Genomic DNA, 19,882 nt, shown 5'->3' with positions numbered 1-19,882 from the left:
TTAGCAACGAACCAAGCCGTTATTACTGACCTTTAACTTCTTTCAGGCCGTTGAACGGTGCGCGTGAACCCAGCGCTTCTTCGATACGGATCAGTTGGTTGTATTTAGCAACGCGGTCAGAACGGCTCATGGAACCGGTTTTGATCTGGCCAGCCGCAGTCCCTACCGCGAGATCGGCGATAGTTGCGTCTTCGGTTTCACCTGAACGATGAGAGATCACCGCGGTGTAGCCTGCGTCTTTCGCCATCTTGATAGCAGCCAGGGTTTCGGTCAGAGAACCGATCTGGTTGAATTTGATCAGGATGGAGTTAGCGATGCCTTTATCGATGCCTTCTTTCAGGATCTTGGTGTTGGTTACGAACAGGTCGTCGCCCACCAGCTGGATTTTGTCGCCCAGCACTTTGGTCTGGTATGCGAAACCATCCCAGTCAGATTCGTCCAGACCGTCTTCGATAGACACGATTGGGTACTGTTTGGTCAGGTCTTCCAGGAAGTGAGTGAACTCTTCGGAAGTGAAGGCTTTGTTGCCTTCGCCGGCCAGTACGTATTTACCGTCTTTGTAGAACTCGGAAGCCGCACAGTCCATAGCCAGGGTCACATCTTTGCCCAGCTCGTAGCCTGCTGCTTTTACCGCTTCAGCGATAACAGCCAGTGCTTCAGCGTTGGAACCCAGGTTTGGTGCGTAGCCGCCTTCGTCACCGACAGCCGTGTTCAGGCCTTTGGCCTTCAGCACTTTCGCCAGGTGATGGAATACTTCAGAACCGATGCGAACGGCTTCTTTCAGGGATTTCGCGCCAACCGGCTGAATCATAAATTCCTGAATATCGACGTTGTTGTCAGCGTGCTCGCCGCCGTTGATGATGTTCATCATAGGCAGTGGCATAGAGAATTTGCCTGGGGTGCCGTTCAGCTCAGCGATGTGCTCATACAGCGGCATACCTTTGGAAGCCGCAGCCGCTTTGGCAGCAGCCAGGGAAACCGCCAGAATGGCGTTAGCGCCGAATTGGGATTTGTTTTCGGTGCCGTCCAGGTCGATCATGATCTTGTCGATGTTAGCCTGGTCTTTCGCATCTTTACCCAGTACTGCCTGAGCAATCGGGCCGTTTACTGCAGCAACGGCTTTCAGTACGCCTTTACCCAGGAAACGAGACTTGTCACCGTCACGCAGTTCCAGTGCTTCACGGGAACCGGTAGAAGCACCTGACGGCGCAGCAGCCAGACCTACGAAACCGCCTTCCAGATGCACTTCGGCTTCAACAGTCGGGTTACCGCGGGAGTCGATGATTTCACGACCGATGACTTTAACGATTTTGGACATTAGGTTTTCCTCAGTACAAGTTAAACTAAAACTCCAGACAAACAGCGCGCGGTTCTCACCGCGCGCCGCCTACCAAATATTTTATTTCACCTGGCGCTTCTGATACTCACCAGCGGCCTTCACAAAGCCGGCGAACAACGGATGACCATCACGCGGCGTCGAAGTAAATTCCGGGTGGAACTGACAAGCTACAAACCACGGATGATTCGGCAGTTCGATAATCTCAACCAGCTTGTTGTCTGCAGAACGGCCGGCAACACGCAGCCCGGCGGCTTCGATCTGTTTCAACAGCATGTTGTTAACTTCATAGCGGTGACGATGACGTTCAACAATGGTCGGTTCGCCGTACATCTGACGTACCAGGCTATTGTCGGTCAGGTGGCATTGCTGGCCACCGACACGCATCGTGCCACCCAAATCGCTTTCTTCAGTACGCACTTCGACGTTGCCGTCTTCGTCACGCCACTCGGTGATCAACGCCACCACCGGGTACTTACAGTCTGGCACAAACTCGGTAGAGTTGGCGTTCTCCATACCCACCACGTTGCGGGCGAACTCCATCAGTGCCACCTGCATACCCAGACAGATGCCCAGGTAAGGGATGTTATTCTCACGCGCAAAACGCGCGGTCATCACCTTGCCTTCCACACCACGGTAGCCGAAGCCGCCTGGGATCAGGATCGCATCCAGATCTTTCAGCACTTCTACGCCGCGGGTTTCCACATCCTGCGAGTCGATCAGCTTGATGTTCACGGTCAGACGATTTTTCAGGCCGCCGTGTTTCAAGGCTTCAATCACTGACTTGTAGGCATCCGGCAATTCGACATACTTGCCGACCATGCCAATAGTCACTTCGCCGCCCGGATTGGCTTCTTCGTAAATTACCTGCTCCCATTCGGCCAGGTTGGCTTCCGGCGCGTTGAGGCTGAATCGTTTACAAATATAATCATCAAGGCCCTGAGATTTCAAGAGGCCTGGGATTTTATAAATAGAATCAACGTCTTTTAGGGAGATAACCGCTTTTTCCGGCACGTTACAGAAAAGTGCGATTTTCGCACGTTCGTTAGCAGGAACGGCGCGATCGGAACGGCAAATCAGCACATCAGGCTGAATACCGATAGAAAGCAGCTCTTTTACGGAATGCTGAGTCGGTTTGGTTTTCACTTCACCGGCAGCGGCCAGGTACGGCACCAGCGTCAGATGCATGTACAGGGTGTGCTCACGGCCCACTTCCACAGCCATCTGACGAATGGCTTCCAGGAACGGCAGCGATTCGATATCGCCCACGGTACCGCCGATCTCAACCAATACCACGTCGTGACCTTCGCCACCTTCGAGGATACGCTCTTTGATCGCGTTGGTGATGTGCGGGATAACCTGTACGGTTGCGCCCAGATAGTCGCCACGGCGTTCTTTACGCAGAACGTCGGAGTAGATACGGCCAGTGGTGAAGTTATTGCGGCGCGACATTTTGGTACGGATGTAGCGCTCGTAGTGACCCAAATCCAGATCGGTTTCTGCGCCGTCTTCGGTGACGAAAACTTCCCCATGCTGAATCGGGCTCATGGTGCCCGGATCCACGTTGATGTACGGGTCCAGTTTCATGATGGTAACGTTGAGGCCACGGGCTTCAAGAATAGCCGCCAGAGAGGCTGCGGCAATGCCTTTACCCAGAGAGGATACGACCCCGCCGGTCACAAAAATATAATTAGTTGTCATGCTGAACCTGAGAGTTTAGGTTTAAAGACGATGGAAGAACCAAGACGGGAAAGTAGTATACCCGAACCTCTTCAGACCTACAAACGATCGTTTTACTGTCCATCATGTCTGTCACCCTCAGGAGTTCATCCGGGTTTACCTTATCGGCACACCCTCGGTGGTCTTTTTAAAACAATGAGTTAGCACGGAAAATCTCAATTTACCGCCCTTTAGCAACCATAAAACACCTTAGATTTCAGTTTGTTGGCGTTTTACTGTCGGGACGTCGCGGTTCAGCAAACCATGCCCCAAAGCTTAACCGTTTCAGCTTGGGTAAATCTTGTCGCCGATCAACATTGCGACATTCATAGGACAGCACCGCAGCGGATTAGTTTTCCTGACGTTTAACCTGCTGCCACGCCTCTTCCATCTGCTCCAGCGTGGCTTCACCCATTTGCAGCCCACGCTGTTTGACGATCTCTTCCACCTGACGGAAACGGCGCTCAAACTTGCGATTGGCTGCCTGCAGCGCGTTTTCTGCCTTGTGACCAAGATGACGGGATAAATTCACCGTGGCGAACAGCAGATCGCCGATTTCCTCTTCCAGCTTCTGCTCGTCGACCACCGCCTGCCGCGCTTCATGCATCACTTCGTCGATCTCTTCGTACACTTTGTCCAGCACCGGTCCCAGGGTGTGCCAGTCAAAACCGACCGAGGCGCAGCGTTTCTGAATTTTGTGCGCCTTCATCAGTGCCGGCAACGCCTGAGGAATATCATCCAGCGCCGAATGCAGCTCTTTCTCGGCGCGTTCACCGGCCTTCAGTTGCTCCCAGCGCGCCGCAACGACTTCACTGTCCGCAGCATCGGCTTCGCCAAAGATATGCGGATGACGGCGCTCCAGCTTGTCGCTGATGGCATTGCACACCTCATCGAAGTCAAACAGCCCCTGCTCCTGGCCCATTTGGGCATAAAACACCACCTGGAACAGCAGATCGCCCAGTTCATCACGCAGATCGCCATAGTCCTGGCGCTCAATGGCATCCAGCACCTCGTAGGTTTCTTCCAGCGTGTAAGGCGCGATAGTGGCGAAGGTTTGCTTGCGATCCCACGGGCAACCGGCCTGCGGATCGCGAAGCGTTTTCATGATGTTCAGCAAGCGTTGCAGCGGAGAAGATTGGGTCATATGAAAGTCTCTGACAAAAGAATGGGCAGCAGTCATTAAGGTGAAACGTAGGGGCGCTGCATGCAGCGCCCGAGTCAATCGGGGCGAATATATTCGCCCCCTACGATAACTGAAGCCGCGGAGCTTGGCCAACAACGATGCGGCTCGAAAGACCCAGGGGATTTAACTGCCGTGCAGTCGCTTGGCGTCTATCACATCCGGCAGTTGGTTGAGCTTGGCCAATACCCGGCCCAGCACCTGCTGGTTATAAATTTCAATGTCCATATCGATGGTCGCCAACTGCTTTTTGGTGTCGCTCCGGCTGGCCACGCCCAGCACGTTGACCTTTTCGTTGGCCAAAATGGTGGTGATGTCGCGCAGCAGACCGCTGCGATCGTTGGCCATCACGCGCACCACCAGCGAATAACCGCTGGAGTAGCTCTCGCCCCACACCGCGTCAACGATACGTTCCGGCGCATGCGACTGCAGATCCACCAGTTGGTCACAGTCTGCCCGGTGGATCGAGATACCGCGTCCCTGGGTGATAAAGCCGACAATGTCGTCGCCCGGGATCGGCTGGCAGCAGCGGGCAATGTGGTGCATCAGGTTGCCTACCCCTTCCACCACCACCCGGCCGTTGTCCTTGCTGCGAGTTGCCGCCGGCGCCTTGTGCTGAACCAGTTGGCGCAGTGCTTCGCGATCCTGCTCTTCGGCGCTCGGTTTGTTGAACTTGCCCTGCAGGAAGTTCACCATCTGATTCAGGCGAATATCCCCGCCGCCAATCGCCGCCAGGATTTCATCCAGCGAATTCATGTTGTAACGCGGGATCAGCAGCTTCTCGGCCTCTTTCAGGCTGATGCCGAGGTGTTCCAGCTCGCTGTCCAGCATTTGGCGACCGGCCAGGATGTTCTTGTCACGATCCTGCTTGCGGAACCAGTTGTGGATCTTGGAGCGCCCGCGGCTGGTGGTGACGTAGCCCAGGTTCGGGTTCAGCCAGTCACGGCTCGGGTTCGGCTGCTTCTGGGTGATGATTTCAATCTGATCGCCCATCCGCAACTGGTAGGTAAAGGGTACGATGCGGCCGCCAATTTTGGCGCCGATACAGCGGTGGCCGACGTCGCTGTGAATATGGTAGGCAAAGTCGAGCGGCGTAGAGCCGGCCGGCAGATCCACCACGTCGCCTTTCGGGGTAAACACATAAACCCGATCGTCGAACACCTGGCTGCGAACCTCGTCGAGCATCTCGCCGGAGTCCGCCATCTCTTCCTGCCAGGCGATCAGTTTGCGTAGCCAGGCGATGCGTTCTTCATAGCCGGAACGCACTGTCGCAACCGCACCCTCTTTGTATTTCCAGTGCGCAGCCACGCCCAGTTCGGCGTCTTCATGCATCTGGCGGGTACGGATCTGGATCTCCAGCGTTTTACCGCGCGGCCCCAGCACCACGGTGTGGATCGACTGATAACCGTTAGGCTTCGGGTTGGCGACATAGTCGTCGAACTCATCCGGCAGATGGCGGAAGTGGGTATGCACAATCCCCAGCGCCGCATAGCAGTCCTGCAAGCGCTCGACCACCACGCGCACCGCGCGCACGTCAAACAGCTCGTCAAACGCCAGGGCTTTCTTCTGCATCTTGCGCCAGATGCTGTAGATATGTTTCGGGCGGCCGTAAATATCCGCCTTGATGCCCTCGTCGCCCATAGCACCGCGCAGTGTAGCGACGAAATCATCAATAAATTGCTCGCGATCGATGCGGCGTTCATGCAGCAGTTTGGCGATGCGCTTGTATTCGTCCGGGTGCAGGTAGCGGAAGCAGAAATCTTCCAGCTCCCATTTCAGTTGCCCGATACCGAGGCGGTTGGCCAGCGGTGCATAGATATTCGAACACTCTTTGGCCGCCAGTACGCGTTCGTCTTCCGGCGCATCTTTCACTTCACGCAGGTGAGCGATACGCTCCGCCAGCTTGATCACCACGCAGCGGAAATCTTCCACCATCGCCAACAGCATGCGGCGCACGTTGTCGACCTGTTCGGAGGCCATCGAATCGTTTTGGGTGGCTTTCAGTTGGCGGATGGCATCCATGTCGCGGACACCGTGTACCAGGTAGGTGATGCCCTTGCCGAAGGCTTCGGTCAGGGTTTCTTCCTCCACAATACCGGCATCCACCAACGGGAACAGCAGCGCGGCGCGCATGCTGTCGTTGTCCATGCTAAGGGTCGAGAGGATTTCAACCATTTCCAGCCCGCGCCACAGTAACAGCGAGGCGTTAGGGTGATTCTGAGTCTGTTGCTCACAGTAGCGCCAGGTTGCGGCTAATCGCTCACATGACTGCGGGTTAGGTAGCCCCAAGCTGGCAATCCACTCGTCGAGAGCAAATTCGCCAGCCGTGTTCAGATGTGCACTTCTTACCGCAACCATAACCTCTCCCTACTTTGCAGCGACCTCTGGCGCAAACCGTTAATCAACAGCGCCATTGACTCAATATGCCCCGTATGCGAAAACCGTTCCAACATTCACACACGCGCAAGACGATAAGAAGCTGGCGTGACTCAGCCTATTCTTATGTGCATTATATTGCCCATTCGCTCCCGGTGTGGCAACACCTTCTATGCCTGCCACCGCAGCGGCGCGTCGCGCCAACGGCAGGGTAAAAAGCCCCAGGCCGCAGAACAGATCCAATACCCGAACATTGGGTTGAATAGCCTGCCATTCAAGGGCAAGCCCCACCATTAACTGATTTAATAAGCTATTTATCTGAATAAAGTCACACCAACCAAAGTCTAAGCGTAGCCCGTCGCTCTGATAATACGGCGTTTCAGCGCACAGTTTTTCGAGACTCTCACTGCCCGGTGCCGAATAAAGAAGTGCGCCATAGTTTGTCGATCGAGTGCCGGTTCATTTAAAGTAGAGCCTGTCCGGCAATTTTCCCACATTGGAATCCCATGACCAAATACAGCCTGCGGGCGCGCATGATGATCCTGATTCTGGCCCCAACGCTGTTGATTGGTCTGTTGCTCAGCACTTTCTTCGTGGTGCACCGCTACAATGAATTACAGGAACAGCTGGTTGATGCCGGTGCCAGTATTATCGAACCGCTGGCGGTGGCCAGCGAGTACGGCATGACGTTCCGCAGCCGTGAGTCGGTCAGGCAATTGGTCAGCCTGTTGCACCGTCGCCATTCGGATATCGTGCGATCCATTACGGTGTTCGACGCGCAGAACAATCTGTTTGTCACCTCCAATTATCATCACAACTTTACCCAATTGCAGTTGCCGAAAGGGGTACCTATCCCCACCGATCTGATGCTGACACGGCGTGGCGACTCGCTGATCCTGCGCACCCCGATCCTGTCGGAGAGCCAATATCCGGACCAAGCCGTCAGCAGCGATCCCCAGCAGGATAACCGCCTGGGCTATGTGGCGATCGAGCTGGATCTGCAGTCAGTCCGGTTGCAGCAATACAAAGAGGTGTTTGTCTCCACCCTGCTGCTGCTGTTGTGCATGTGTATCGCCATTCTGTTTGCTTACCGCCTGATGCGTGACGTCACCGGCCCGATCCGCAATATGGTGAACACCGTTGACCGCATCCGCCGTGGCCAGCTCGACAGTCGGGTCGAAGGCTTTATGCTCGGCGAACTGCACATGCTGAAAAACGGCATCAACTCGATGGCGATGTCGCTCACCGCTTACCATGAAGAGATGCAGCAGAATATCGATCAGGCCACCTCCGACCTGCGCGAAACGCTGGAGCAGATGGAGATCCAGAACGTTGAGCTGGACCTGGCAAAAAAACGCGCTCAGGAAGCGGCGCGTATCAAATCCGAATTCCTGGCGAACATGTCACACGAGCTGCGGACCCCGCTCAACGGCGTGATCGGCTTTACCCGCCAGATGCTGAAAACCGAGATGAGCGTCACCCAGACCGATTATCTGCAAACCATCGAGCGCTCGGCCAACAACCTGCTGACCATCATCAACGACGTGCTGGACTTCTCCAAGCTGGAGGCCGGCAAGCTGGTGCTGGAGCATATCCCGTTCTCGCTGCGTGAAACACTGGACGAAGTGATAGTGCTGCTGGCCCCCAGCGCCCATGAGAAAGGGCTGGAACTGACGCTGGATGTGCACAACGACGTGCCGGAACAGGTGATTGGCGATTCGCTGCGACTGCAGCAGATCATTACCAACCTGCTGGGCAACGCGATCAAATTTACCGAGACCGGCAACATCGATATCCGCGTCGAGCTACGTGGCCAGCAGGATCGCCAGATGGAACTGGAAGTGCAGATCCATGACACCGGTATTGGCATCTCCGAACGGCAGCAGTCGCAGCTGTTCCAGGCGTTTCGTCAGGCGGATGCCAGTATTTCACGCCGCCACGGCGGTACCGGCCTGGGGCTGGTGATCACCCAGAAGCTGGTGAAGGAAATGGGGGGCGATATCTGCTTCCACAGCCAGTTGAACCGCGGCTCGACCTTCTGGTTCCATATCACTCTTGATCTGCATGAGGGCATGCTGTCGCTGCCGTCAAACCTGCCGGATCTGCAAGGCAAGACCCTGGGTTATATCGAAGCCAACCCGATGGCGGCGCAGGCGACGCTGAATATGCTGAGCGTCACCCATTTGGTGATCACCCATTCGCCAACACTGGCCCAGTTACCGAAGAAAAATTACGACTTCCTGCTGGTGGGAGTGCCGATCCCGTTCCGCGAGAATATGGCACAGCACGAAAGCAAGCTGTTGGCGGCATTGAAGATCGCCGACCGGGTAATTCTGGCGCTGCCCTCTCAGTCACAGATCAATGCCGAACAGCTTAAACAGCAAGGTGCGGCCGGCTGCCTGATCAAGCCGATCACCAGCAACCGTCTGTTCCCGCTGCTGCGTATGGAAACCCCGCTGCGCCTCACCGCCCTGCCGGAACATAAACGCCTGCCGTTGACGGTGATGGCGGTCGACGATAACCCGGCCAACCTGAAGCTGATTGGCACTCTGCTGGCCGAACAGGTGGAAAAGACCCTGCTGTGTGAAAGTGGGGAAGAAGCGCTGCTACTGGCGCGCGACAACGTGCTGGATCTGATCCTGATGGATATCCAGATGCCCAATATTGACGGTATTCGTACCAGCGAGCTGATCCGCCAACTACCGCACCACAATTCGACGCCGATCGTCGCCGTCACCGCCCATGCGGTCAGTGGCGAGCGCGAACATTTGTTGCAGGCCGGTATGGATGACTATCTGGCCAAGCCGATTGACGAAGCGATGCTGACCCGGGTACTGGCGCGTTATTACAGTGGCGAACCGGAGCCGGTAGCGCCGCTTAATCAGCCGCTGCTGTCGCTCGACTGGCCGCTGGCGCTGCGTCAGGCCGCGAACAAGCCCGATCTGGCGCATGACCTGCTACAGATGCTGCTCGATTTCCTGCCGCAGGTCAGCGGACGGGTACAAGCGATGTTGGACGGCACGCCGGATGATGGCATTCTCGATTTGATCCACAAACTGCACGGCAGTTGCAGCTACAGCGGCGTACCCCGCCTGAAACAGCTGTGTTTCTACCTTGAACAGCAACTGCGTCAGGGCGTCAGTAATGATGAGCTGGAGCCGGAGTGGCTGGAGCTGTTGGATGAGATTGAACTGGTCAGCCAGGCGGCTCGCGCGCACCTGGCCTGATGCCATACGCAATAAAAAAAGCACGCCGAAGCGTGCCTCTGATTGGGACTGGTTAGCTATTACTGCATCAGCAGATACAGCGAGGTGTCGCCACGCAGAATATTCAGCGCCAGTACCGACGGCTTGCTGTCGAGGATTTTACGCAGTTCGCCCAGATTCTGGATCGGCTGCTGGTTAACCCCCAGGATAAAGTCGCCTTTTTTCAGGCCGATACGTGCAGCCGCGCTGCCGGCCTTAACGTTATCCACCTTCACGCCTTTCTGGCTGCCCGTCTGGCCATTGCTCAGTTCGGCGCCTTCGATACCGGTGTAGATATTGCCGGATTCAACCTGAGTCTGTGAGCTTTGCTCCAGCGTGACGTCCACGGTAATCGGTTTGCCGTCGCGGATAATACCCAGCGACATTTTGCTGCCGACCGGCAAAGTACCGATTTCCGCACGGAACGACGCGAAGCTGGAGATGGCTTTACCGTTCATGGTGACAATCACGTCACCGGCCTTGATGCCCGCCTTGGCGGCAGAAGATTTCGGCATTACCTGGCTGACAAATGCCCCGCGCTGCGCGTCCACTTTCATCGCTTTCGCCAGCTCAGAGTTCAGCTCAGCGCCCATAATGCCCAATTCACCGCGTTTCACCTGACCGAATTCGACCATTTGCGCCGTCAGGTTTTTCACCATGTTGCTCGGGATGGCAAAGCCAATACCGATGTTGCCGCCGTCCGGTGCCAAAATGGCAGTGTTAATGCCAATCAGCTCGCCATTCAGGTTAACCAACGCACCGCCGGAGTTACCGCGGTTAATTGCCGCATCGGTCTGGATAAAGTTCTCGTAGTTCTCGATATTCAAGCCGCTACGACCCAACGCAGAAACGATGCCGGAGGTGGCGGTTTCACCCAGCCCATACGGGTTGCCGATCGCTACGGTGTAATCACCCACACGCAGTTGTTCAGAGTCCGCCATCTTGATCGCCGTCAGATTTTTAAAGTCTTTCAGCTGAATCAATGCGATATCGGAACGCGGGTCCTTACCGATCACCTTGGCGTCAAATTTACGGCCATCGCTCAGTTGGACCTGTATTTTGTTGGCATTATCCACCACGTGGTTATTGGTTACCACATAGCCTTTGGCGGCATCAATCACCACCCCGGCACCCAGCGCCTGGAATTTCTGCTGAGTCCCCTGGCCAGGTGCACCCTGCCCACCGCCCTGACACATCGGCGAAGCCTGGAACGGTGAACCGTCCTGGCAGAACGGTGAGTCTTCACCGAAGAACTGTTGGAATTGCGGTGGCATCTTCGCCGTGTTGACGGTCGTGCTGCCTTCAACATTGATGCTCACCACGGAAGGCATCACTTTTTCCAGCATCGGTGCCAGGCTTGGCAATTGCTGAGTGCTGGAAGAAGCGGTTTCTGCGGCGCTGGCCGTCATCGGACCCATCGCCATACCAATACTGAAAGCCAATGCGCTCAGAACTAATGCGGTTTTTTTCATCTGTGTGTCTCTTATAAAGTCGTTCAGAAAGTATTACGGTCTTTGTGCATAGTCAGAACGTATTAATACCCCTAAGTTCCGGCGCAGGTTATTGGTAATAGTAAACAAATATTGTCCGTCTTTACAAAACTCGAAATAGATAACGCGCCGTCCAGTAAAGTGCTTAAAATAATATTTATTAGCTGAATGAATTATTCAGCAGCCATTAATCGCCGGTACTCGTCATAAGCATAAAGATCGGTCATACCACTGATATAATCCTGCAGCAAACGTGCACGAAAATAATACTCGCGGATCGCCAACTGCTCGGGCGACAGGTGTTGCAGGCCTTCAATCGCTTCTATGTAAGCCAGCCGATGTTTGGTCGACAGCTTATGAAACAGACGCGTTTCGATTGGATAAGCACGATGGCTGTCTTCCTGCACCAACAGGGTAAAATCCGCCAGCGGCATTGCCAACAGCGGGCTGTAAATATCCAGCAGGCCGCTGATCACCCGGTACCCCTGCAGTTCAAGCTGCTCGACTTCCGGGTGATTAAACACGTGTTTGAACGCGACATTTTTGAATATTTTCAGCAATTGGTAAGCCGGGCTGGAATCCTCCAGCAGCGCCTGATTAAAGTTCCCCTGATAAACCGCCTCCAGGTTATCAATAAACCGCTGCGCCGCATGCGGGACCAACCGCGCCACGGTGAAAACCCGTAAATACATGAAGAACTGGTCTTCGCTGCTGCGTCGCGCGCCACCGCGATCGATCTTGCGAAATGCGCTGGCCACGGTTTTATCAAACAAATCGCCCGGCGACACTGCCCCCCATTCCTGGGTTAAATGCTGGTAAAGCTGCTCAACGGTGAAAATGTTTTTTTCCACCGCATCTTCCAGATCGGCCACGCAGTAGGAAATATCGTCAGCGGCTTCCATTATATAGGTCAATGGGAAGCGGTCGAACTCGCCCATATTCAGCTCGCGCCGCAGCCGATCGACAAACGCTTCTTCCGCCAGATAAAAGCCCGGTTTTTTCATCAGGTAGTTATGGCTGACGGGAATGTCACTGGCCCAATACGCCGGGCGGGTATATTTCAGGATACAGCCCACCTGCGCATAGGTCAGGTTAAGTTTCAGCAGGCTGTACACCAGCCGGATCGCCTGAGCATTGCCTTCGAAATGGCTGAGGTCCTGACGGATGCGGCTGCGCAGACGGTTAAGATCGCTCTCGCCTTCGTGCAGACGCAGTGCACTGACCTGACAACGATCGTTACTGGCCGGCTCGCTGCCGCAGCTGGCGGGATCGAGCCGCTGGGAAAACCAGTTGTTAATCGCGGACTCGCCAAAGTGACCAAAGGGCGGGTTGCCGATGTCGTGCATCAGACAGGCCATTTCAACAATGCTTTCAAAGGGATCCAGTAGTTTTGTCAGGCCGAGCTCATCGATTCGCCCGTCCTGTTTAAAACGATTGAGGATCTCTTTGGCGATATGCCGTCCGACCTGCTGCACCTCCATCGAGTGTGTCAGGCGGCTGCGAACCGCGGCGTTACGCTCGAGAGGAAACACCTGGGTTTTTTGCTGCAGACGGCGAATGGCGGCGGAATTGACGATGCGCCCGCGATCGCTCTCGAACTGCCGGACAATATCGTATTCTTCCTCGGCTTCAATTGGCTTGCTGAATGGCCGTTGGAAGCTGATTTTTTGCTTAAAGTCGATCCCGGACATCTGTTTCTCCGCCGTTGTACCCTGCCCCGTGATAACAATTCCCGACGGCATATGCAACGGATTATCTCTCTATGAGAGCCATGATAGACTATGGCGAAATTCCCACACCCAATCAGTGAGTGTTATTTATGAAAGTAGGCATCATCGGCGCAATGGAGCAGGAAGTCACCCTGCTGCGCGATCAAATCGAAAACCGTCAGACCCTTCAACGCGCGGGCTGTGAAATCTATACCGGCCAGATCGGCGGCGTTGACGTGGCGCTGTTGAAGTCTGGCATCGGCAAGGTTTCTGCGGCCATGGGCACCACCCTGCTGCTGGAACACTGCAAGCCGGATCTGGTGATCAATACCGGTTCCGCCGGTGGCCTGGCCAGCACGCTGAAGGTCGGCGATATCGTGGTGTCCGAAGAAGTGCGCTACCACGATGCCGACGTGACCGCCTTTGGGTACGAGCCAGGTCAGATGGCCGGCTGCCCGGCGGCGTTTGTGGCGGACGACGCGCTGATTGCGCTGGCGGAAGACTGCATCAAACAGCTGAACCTGAACGCCGTACGCGGCCTGATCTGCAGCGGCGATGCTTTCATTAACGGCGCCGAGCCGCTGGCCCGCATCCGTGCCACCTTCCCGACCGTGGCCGCGGTAGAAATGGAAGCGGCGGCGGTCGGGCACGTTTGCCACCTGTTCGCTACGCCGTTTGTCGTCGTGCGCGCTATCTCTGACGTGGCCGACAGTGAATCGCACATGAGTTTTGACGAGTTCCTTACCGTGGCTGCCAAGCAATCTACGCTGATGGTCAACGCCATGCTGCAAACCCTGGCTAAGCGCGGTTGATGTGACACGACGCTTTTCAGCCCTGCTGTGGCTGCTGGCCTTATGGATGGCGCTGCCTGCCGGCGCCGCCCAACGGGTGATCAGCCTGGCTCCCAACACCACTGAACTTGCCTATGCTGCCGGCATGGGCGAAACCCTGCTGGCAGTCAGTGCTTATTCCGACTACCCACCAGAGGCCAGGAAGCTGGAACAAGTCGCCTCCTGGCAAGGGATCAATCTGGAGCGAGTGCTGGCGTTGAAGCCGGATCTGATCCTGGCCTGGCGCGGCGGCAACCCGCAGCGAGTGCTGGATCAGCTCGCCGCTTTTGGTATCCCGATCTTTTATGCCGATGCCACCACCATTGATGACATCGCCCAGCGGCTGGATGACCTGGCCCAATACAGCCCGCATCCTGAGCAAGCGCATCAGGCGGCAGACGCGATCCGTCAGCAAATTGCTGCGCTGAAAGCAAAATATCCACACAGTCAGCCACGACGGGTGCTGCTGCAATTCGGTACCCAGCCGCTGTTCACCAGCTCCGGCGCCACCTTGCAAAGCCAGGTGCTGTCGTTGTGTGGCGCAGAGAATATCTTTGCCGACAGCCGTATGCCGTGGCCGCAAATCAGCCGCGAACAGGTACTGGCCCGCCAACCGCAGGCCATCGTCATTACCGGCGACCAAAAAGAAATCGCCAGCGTGAAAACCTTCTGGGCACCGCAATTACAGGTGCCGGTGCTTGCGGTGAATGGCGACTGGTTCAACCGCGCCGGCCCTCGCATCATGCTGGCGGCGCAGCAACTGTGCAGCCAACTGGCGGAGATCCGTTAATGCTGGTGTTTTGGCTGGATATTCTCGGCACTGCGGTTTTCGCCATCTCCGGCGTCTTGCTGGCGGGCAAGCTGCGGATGGATCCATTTGGCGTACTGGTGCTGGGCGTGGTCACGGCGGTCGGTGGCGGCACCATCCGCGACATGGCATTGGCCAACGGGCCGGTATTCTGGGTGAAAGATCCGACCGATCTGGTAGTCGCCATGATCACCTGCGTGCTGACGCTGCTGCTGGTACGCCAGCCGCGCCGTCTGCCCAAGTGGATCCTGCCGGTGCTCGATGCCGTCGGCCTGGCCGTGTTCGTCGGTATCGGGGTCAATAAAGCCTTCGCCGCCGGCGCCAGTCCGCTGGTGGCGATCTGTATGGGCGTGATCACCGGGGTTGGCGGCGGCATTATCCGTGATGTGCTGGCGCGGGAAATCCCGATGATCCTGCGAACTGAAATTTACGCCACCGCCTGCATCATCGGCGGCATTGTGCATGCTACGGCCTATGCCACCTTCGGTATGCCGCTGCAGCAGGCGATGATGCTCGGCATGGGCATCACGCTGGCGATCCGCCTGGCGGCCATTCGCTGGCACCTGAAACTTCCCGCTTTTATCCTCGAACGTTAATCCCTCCGCCCGCGGTCAGACAGCAGGATGGGAATGGTAGCAATAAAAAAACCCGCAAACCGGTGAGGTTGGCGGGTTTTATACTGTTGCAGGCAGGATCAGACGCTGAACGAAGATCCGCAGCCGCAGGTTGTTTTGGCGTTCGGGTTGGTCACCACGAAGCGTGAGCCTTCCAGCCCTTCGGTATAATCGACCGAACCGCCCACCAGATATTGCAGGCTCATTGGGTCAACCACCAGCGCAACGCCCTGCTTCTCGATGGTCATGTCGCCATCGTTGACCTTGTCGTCAAAAGTGAAGCCGTACTGGAATCCGCTGCAACCGCCACCGGTAATGTAAACCCGCAACTTCAGATTCGGATTTTCTTCATCAGAAATCAGGACTTTAACCTTGCTTGCTGCTGCCTCGGTAAATTGCAGGGGCAGTGCTGTTTCATCACTCATACTCTTTACTCCCAACATTGTTCTGCATCAGGTCGCTACAATGGCGGCCGGATTAATGTTAATGATTATCCAATACCTGAGTGTTCCGTTCAAGTATTCACCGCATTTGTTGTATTTTCTTTACCTGTTTTATCTGCCGCTTCGCGCGTCTGCAACGCTTCCTGACGCTGTAAGGTACGGGCCAATATTGAGGAATACAACGGCTTACCCCCGAGGAACTGCGCTACCAGCGTAGCACCAAGGCAGGTAATGATCATTGGCAGTATGAGCTGGTAGTTATCGGTCATTTCCAGCACCAGCACGATCCCGGTCAGGGGCGCACGTACCGTGGCGGCAAACAGGGCGCCCATCCCGGCAATGGCAAAGGTACCGGCCTCAATGCCGTACGCCGGGAACAGGTGGGCACCGGCCAGGCCAAAGGCAGTACCAAACAACGTGCCCAATGCCAGCATAGGGGCAAAAATCCCACCCGGCGCACCGGAGCCGAAGCATAACAGCGTGGTGATCACCCGGGTGATAAAAATAAACATCAGCATGCCGACGCTGTAATTACCTGCCGCTGCGATCGGGATCAGTCCAAAGCCCCCGCCTGCCGCTTCTGGCTGGATCAGCCCCAGAATGCCGCAGATGCCGCCAAGCAAGCCGCCCATCAGCAAAACCTTACGCATTTTGCCGCCGTGCAGACGAGCGAACATGTCCTGAGTGCGGAAAATCAGCGCATTGAACATGACGCCCACCGCACCAAAGATCGCCCCGAGCACCAGATACAGCCAAAGGGTGTTAATCGGTGCCGAGGAGAGCTTACCCACTGCAATCACCGAACCTTCACCGTTGAACAGCTGGAATACCACGCTCGACATGATAACGCCGATAAACACCGCTTTAATCGAGATCAGGTTATAGCGGAACTGCGGACGCATCTCTTCAATGATAAACAGAATACCCGCCAGCGGCGCGTTGAAGGCAGCAGAAAGCCCAGCCGCCGCCCCCGTGGCCAATAGCGAATGACGCGCTTCGGCGCCACGCATGCGGAAGATATCCAGCACCATGCGCCCGACATTGCCGCCCATTTGTACCGTCGGCCCTTCACGGCCCAGTACCATGCCCGCCCCCAGCGTGCCCATGCCGCCGATAAACTTCACCGGGATCACGCGCCACCAGCGCACCAGACGCAGCTCTTCCAACGCCCCCTCGATCTCCGGGATACCCGAACCGCCCGCCTCCGGGGCAAAGCGATGTACCAGATAGTACCCCAGCACCGCCAGCAGGGCGGAAATAATAAAGGCCAGCGGCCAAACCAGGATCCAATAATCGGCGACCTGGGCCAGCCCGGACAAACGCTGCTGCTGCACCCAATCTACCGCTTTATCGAACGCCACGCCGAGCAAGCCCGCCAGGGCTCCCACCACTGCCGCCATTAACAGGATCGCTATCGGGGTTTTATCACGGCGCATAAGCTGACGCACCGCGTCACTGCGTTTCAGGCGTGGGGCACGCGCTAGCGGCGGCTGTTGCTGTAATTCAGTCATAATGGGTTATTCATTAATGGAATTAAATGTAATACAAATAGGCCAGCCGATTATTCTAGCTTACCTGCTGACTGACCGCCCCTCAAAATAGGTATCTGACTGTGATCGTTTCATATCGGCGAACACTTCACTAGAATAGCGCGGTCAAATCATTCAAAACAGAATCCAGGAGCCGATTTATGAGCTTACACAGCAAGTCCGAAAGTCTGTATGCCCAGGCAAAACAGGTAATCCCAGGCGGGGTTAACTCTCCGGTGCGTGCATTCAACGGCGTTGGCGGTGTGCCGCTGTTTATCGAACGGGCGGACGGGGCTTACCTGTTCGACGTCGACGGCAAAGCCTATATCGACTACGTCGGTTCCTGGGGCCCAATGGTACTGGGACACAACCACCCGGCGATCCGCAACGCGGTCATCGAAGCGGCGCAGCGCGGTCTGAGCTTTGGCGCCCCCACCGAAATGGAAGTCAAAATGGCGGAGCTGGTCACCGAACTGGTGCCGACCATGGACATGGTGCGGATGGTAAACTCGGGTACCGAAGCCACCATGAGCGCCATTCGTCTGGCGCGTGGCTATACCAACCGCGATAAAATCATCAAGTTTGAAGGCTGCTACCATGGTCATGCCGACTGTCTGCTGGTAAAAGCCGGCTCCGGCGCGCTGACCCTGGGCCAGCCAAACTCACCGGGCGTGCCGGCCGACTTCGCCAAACATACTCTGACCTGCACCTTTAACGATCTCGATTCGGTACGCACCGCATTTGAACAGTACCCTTCCGAGATCGCCTGCATCATCGTCGAACCGGTCGCGGGCAACATGAACTGCGTGCCACCTCTGCCAGAATTCCTGCCTGGCCTGCGCGCACTGTGCGACAAGTATGGCGCGCTGCTGATTATTGACGAAGTCATGACCGGCTTCCGTGTGGCACTGGCCGGGGCACAGGCCTATTACGATGTGGAACCTGACCTCACCTGTCTGGGTAAAATCATCGGTGGTGGTATGCCTGTTGGCGCGTTCGGCGGCCGTCGTGAAGTGATGGCGGCGTTGGCCCCCACTGGCCCGGTCTATCAGGCGGGCACGCTGTCCGGTAACCCGATTGCCATGGCGGCCGGCTTTGCCTGTCTGACCGAGGTTTCGCAGGTCGGTGTCCACCAGACGCTGACCGAACTGACCGATATGCTGGCAACCGGCCTGCTACACGCGGCGAAAGAAGAAAATGTCGCGCTGGTGGTGAACCACGTTGGCGGCATGTTCGGCCTGTTCTTTACCGATGCGCCTGCTGTCACCAGCTACCAGGACGTGATGCAATGCGATGTCGAACGCTTTAAGCGCTTCTTCCATCTGATGCTGGAAGAAGGGGTTTATCTGGCGCCTTCGGCCTTCGAGGCCGGCTTTATGTCCATTGCCCACAGCAAGGAAGACATTCAGCGCACTGTCGATGCCGCACGCCGCTGCTTCGCCAAGCTGTAAGTTTCGACCATCCAATAAAAACGGGCGCTGAGCGCCCGTTTTTATTTTCAAATTTTGCCGTCAGAGCAAAGTGCCATAAATCGTCAGCAGTGCCACCACCACCACGATAATCATGGTCACCTTACGTGCCAGGGTTACCGCAGCCCGTGGCGTCTGCACCGGATCCATATGCGGATCGCGTGCCAGTGAGAACTGCGCCAGCCGCGTCAGCACCTGATACTGAGAAGAATGGAGATCGCCCAGCGAAGCAAACCACGCCGGCAGCGCTCTCTCACCATGCCCAAACAGAGCGTAAGCCACGCCTGCCAGCCGCACCGGGATCCAGTCCAGCCAGTTCAACAGATGATCGATACCCGACTGCGAACGCTCCAGCGGGGTATTGTGGCGCGCCAGCCAGGTCTGGTAAGCACGCAGGAAAGAGTAGCCCGCCAGCGCGATCGGCCCGTAAGGCCCACAGACCACGAACCAGAACAGCGGTGCCAGATAATAACGGAAGTTAATCCACAGCAGCGCATTTTGCAGTTCGCGCAGGCGCAGCTCTTCGCTGCAATCCACCGGCAAACCGTGGATCAATGCCAGCTCCTCCGCCATTTGGTCGCTGGCATGAACATCCCCCTGGCGCGCCGCTTTCAGGTAGGCACGATAGTGTTTGCGCTTGATGCCTGCACCCACACACAGCAAATCAATAACGATCCACAGCAACAGCGTCACTACGCCGAAAAACAGCCCTTGAGCCAGCCACAGGATCCCGCCGACCACCACCATCCAGGCCAGGGTCATCAGCAACGTCTGCGCCAGCGAAAAGCGGTGCAACCGATGAAACACCACCTCCAGGCGATGGTCCAACTGCCAATGCTCACCCAGCTTGAACAAACGTTCCCACGCCAGAACCAGTAACAGCGTAAACAGCGTCATTAGCGACTCCTCTCCCTTTCCATTGTTCCAAGCATAGCGTCATCGGGCTTGCCGGGTTGTTCCAGAGATGCCAGATTTAAATCCCGATCAAATATCGGGCCTGGATCGGTTTTACGGCCTGTGGCGATATTACTGTGCCCGGTAATCCGCGCCGCTGACATCGGATTAATGCCTGATTAGCAGTGCAACCACTGCGCTGCGGTGGTACTTGTCACGGCAACAGAGTAGCATGTTCCC

The 19,882-nt window shown here is 56.3% G+C and carries 15 protein-coding genes and 1 pseudogene; 5 read left to right on the top strand and 11 right to left on the bottom strand.

Annotated elements, in window-relative coordinates:
* Window positions 1-22: 22 nt before the first annotated feature.
* The 5 genes from eno to NHG65_RS03560 form a co-directional block, all read right to left on the bottom strand.
* Window positions 23-1,318: a phosphopyruvate hydratase gene (gene eno, locus NHG65_RS03580; RefSeq protein WP_099063057.1), complete on the bottom strand. Its 1,296-nt coding sequence runs from the start codon at window positions 1,316-1,318 to the stop codon at window positions 23-25.
* Window positions 1,319-1,399: 81 nt separating this feature from the next.
* Window positions 1,400-3,037 (bottom strand): glutamine hydrolyzing CTP synthase, encoded by a 1,638-nt coding sequence (pyrG, locus tag NHG65_RS03575; protein WP_261416046.1) that lies wholly within the window; start codon window positions 3,035-3,037, stop codon window positions 1,400-1,402.
* Window positions 3,038-3,404: 367 nt separating this feature from the next.
* Entirely contained in the window at window positions 3,405-4,199 is a 795-nt protein-coding gene (gene mazG / locus NHG65_RS03570) for a nucleoside triphosphate pyrophosphohydrolase (RefSeq protein WP_085120255.1), read from the bottom strand.
* Between the two features lie 162 nt (window positions 4,200-4,361).
* A complete protein-coding gene (gene relA, locus NHG65_RS03565) occupies window positions 4,362-6,593 on the bottom strand; it encodes a GTP diphosphokinase (protein WP_099063059.1) in 2,232 nt (743 codons plus the stop codon).
* Between the two features lie 60 nt (window positions 6,594-6,653).
* The gene (locus NHG65_RS03560; RefSeq protein ID WP_232519055.1) at window positions 6,654-6,905 is read right to left on the bottom strand and encodes a hypothetical protein; all 252 of its coding nucleotides are present in this window, start codon (window positions 6,903-6,905) and stop codon (window positions 6,654-6,656) included.
* Between the two features lie 212 nt (window positions 6,906-7,117).
* Between NHG65_RS03560 and barA the strand changes: the two genes are divergently transcribed.
* Window positions 7,118-9,838, top strand: a complete 2,721-nt coding sequence (barA, locus tag NHG65_RS03555) for a two-component sensor histidine kinase BarA (protein WP_262261706.1) — start codon at window positions 7,118-7,120, stop codon at window positions 9,836-9,838.
* Between the two features lie 59 nt (window positions 9,839-9,897).
* On the opposite strand, the gene degP is transcribed toward barA, so the two are convergent.
* Both degP and dgt read right to left on the bottom strand, forming a co-directional pair.
* Complete coding sequence (degP, locus tag NHG65_RS03550) at window positions 9,898-11,328, bottom strand: serine endoprotease DegP (protein ID WP_099063061.1); 1,431 nt, start codon at window positions 11,326-11,328, stop codon at window positions 9,898-9,900.
* A gap of 191 nt (window positions 11,329-11,519) precedes the next feature.
* A complete protein-coding gene (dgt, locus tag NHG65_RS03545) occupies window positions 11,520-13,037 on the bottom strand; it encodes a dGTPase (RefSeq protein ID WP_207979249.1) in 1,518 nt (505 codons plus the stop codon).
* Window positions 13,038-13,165: 128 nt separating this feature from the next.
* Here dgt and mtnN point away from each other — a divergent pair, with 128 nt between their 5' ends.
* From mtnN to NHG65_RS03530, 3 genes are read left to right on the top strand one after another with little or no spacing between them, the layout of a single operon-like run.
* Window positions 13,166-13,867 (top strand): 5'-methylthioadenosine/S-adenosylhomocysteine nucleosidase, encoded by a 702-nt coding sequence (gene mtnN / locus NHG65_RS03540; RefSeq protein ID WP_099063063.1) that lies wholly within the window; start codon window positions 13,166-13,168, stop codon window positions 13,865-13,867.
* 46 nt (window positions 13,868-13,913) lie between these two features.
* Window positions 13,914-14,675, top strand: a complete 762-nt coding sequence (btuF, locus tag NHG65_RS03535) for a vitamin B12 ABC transporter substrate-binding protein BtuF (protein ID WP_243457981.1) — start codon at window positions 13,914-13,916, stop codon at window positions 14,673-14,675.
* The gene (locus tag NHG65_RS03530) at window positions 14,675-15,289 is read left to right on the top strand and encodes a TRIC cation channel family protein (protein WP_085120248.1); all 615 of its coding nucleotides are present in this window, start codon (window positions 14,675-14,677) and stop codon (window positions 15,287-15,289) included. Before btuF ends, NHG65_RS03530 begins: the two co-directional genes overlap by 1 nt.
* 98 nt (window positions 15,290-15,387) lie before the next feature.
* Here NHG65_RS03530 and erpA read toward each other — a convergent pair whose 3' ends face one another.
* Both erpA and clcA read right to left on the bottom strand, forming a co-directional pair.
* The gene (gene erpA, locus NHG65_RS03525) at window positions 15,388-15,732 is read right to left on the bottom strand and encodes an iron-sulfur cluster insertion protein ErpA (protein WP_062791309.1); all 345 of its coding nucleotides are present in this window, start codon (window positions 15,730-15,732) and stop codon (window positions 15,388-15,390) included.
* Between the two features lie 89 nt (window positions 15,733-15,821).
* Window positions 15,822-17,261, bottom strand: coding sequence for a H(+)/Cl(-) exchange transporter ClcA (gene clcA / locus NHG65_RS03520; protein WP_499182942.1), 1,440 nt, complete (start codon window positions 17,259-17,261; stop codon window positions 15,822-15,824).
* A gap of 179 nt (window positions 17,262-17,440) precedes the next feature.
* On the opposite strand from clcA, the gene hemL reads away from it, so the two are divergent.
* A complete protein-coding gene (gene hemL / locus NHG65_RS03515; RefSeq protein WP_099063067.1) occupies window positions 17,441-18,730 on the top strand; it encodes a glutamate-1-semialdehyde 2,1-aminomutase in 1,290 nt (429 codons plus the stop codon).
* Window positions 18,731-18,790: 60 nt separating this feature from the next.
* On the opposite strand, the gene ampE is transcribed toward hemL, so the two are convergent.
* Both ampE and NHG65_RS03505 read right to left on the bottom strand, forming a co-directional pair.
* Window positions 18,791-19,645 (bottom strand): beta-lactamase regulator AmpE, encoded by an 855-nt coding sequence (ampE, locus tag NHG65_RS03510; protein WP_085120245.1) that lies wholly within the window; start codon window positions 19,643-19,645, stop codon window positions 18,791-18,793.
* Window positions 19,645-19,840 (bottom strand): annotated as a pseudogene (locus NHG65_RS03505) (1,6-anhydro-N-acetylmuramyl-L-alanine amidase AmpD); the annotation flags it as partial. The pseudogene NHG65_RS03505 and the gene ampE, both read right to left, overlap by 1 nt.
* Window positions 19,841-19,882 lie beyond the last annotated feature (42 nt).

This window comes from Serratia myotis, assembly GCF_027474885.1.
GTDB lineage: Bacteria > Pseudomonadota > Gammaproteobacteria > Enterobacterales > Enterobacteriaceae > Serratia > Serratia proteamaculans.
This window is presented reverse-complemented; position numbering and strand designations above follow the sequence as displayed.

Bases quoted from the DNA above. Each gene is read 5' to 3' on its own strand.
- erpA (WP_062791309.1), bottom strand. From the start codon at position 15,732: ATGAGTGATGAAACAGCACTGCCCCTGCAATTTACCGAGGCAGCAGCA.
- mazG (WP_085120255.1), bottom strand. From the start codon at position 4,199: ATGACCCAATCTTCTCCGCTGCAACGCTTGCTGAACATCATGAAAACG.
- hemL (WP_099063067.1), top strand. From the start codon at position 17,441: ATGAGCTTACACAGCAAGTCCGAAAGTCTGTATGCCCAGGCAAAACAG.
- mtnN (WP_099063063.1), top strand. From the start codon at position 13,166: ATGAAAGTAGGCATCATCGGCGCAATGGAGCAGGAAGTCACCCTGCTG.
- dgt (WP_207979249.1), bottom strand. From the start codon at position 13,037: ATGTCCGGGATCGACTTTAAGCAAAAAATCAGCTTCCAACGGCCATTC.
- relA (WP_099063059.1), bottom strand. From the start codon at position 6,593: ATGGTTGCGGTAAGAAGTGCACATCTGAACACGGCTGGCGAATTTGCT.
- NHG65_RS03530 (WP_085120248.1), top strand. From the start codon at position 14,675: ATGCTGGTGTTTTGGCTGGATATTCTCGGCACTGCGGTTTTCGCCATC.
- NHG65_RS03560 (WP_232519055.1), bottom strand. From the start codon at position 6,905: ATGGTGGGGCTTGCCCTTGAATGGCAGGCTATTCAACCCAATGTTCGG.
- barA (WP_262261706.1), top strand. From the start codon at position 7,118: ATGACCAAATACAGCCTGCGGGCGCGCATGATGATCCTGATTCTGGCC.
- ampE (WP_085120245.1), bottom strand. From the start codon at position 19,645: ATGACGCTGTTTACGCTGTTACTGGTTCTGGCGTGGGAACGTTTGTTC.
- clcA (WP_499182942.1), bottom strand. From the start codon at position 17,261: ATGACTGAATTACAGCAACAGCCGCCGCTAGCGCGTGCCCCACGCCTG.
- degP (WP_099063061.1), bottom strand. From the start codon at position 11,328: ATGAAAAAAACCGCATTAGTTCTGAGCGCATTGGCTTTCAGTATTGGT.
- btuF (WP_243457981.1), top strand. From the start codon at position 13,914: ATGGCGCTGCCTGCCGGCGCCGCCCAACGGGTGATCAGCCTGGCTCCC.
- pyrG (WP_261416046.1), bottom strand. From the start codon at position 3,037: ATGACAACTAATTATATTTTTGTGACCGGCGGGGTCGTATCCTCTCTG.
- eno (WP_099063057.1), bottom strand. From the start codon at position 1,318: ATGTCCAAAATCGTTAAAGTCATCGGTCGTGAAATCATCGACTCCCGC.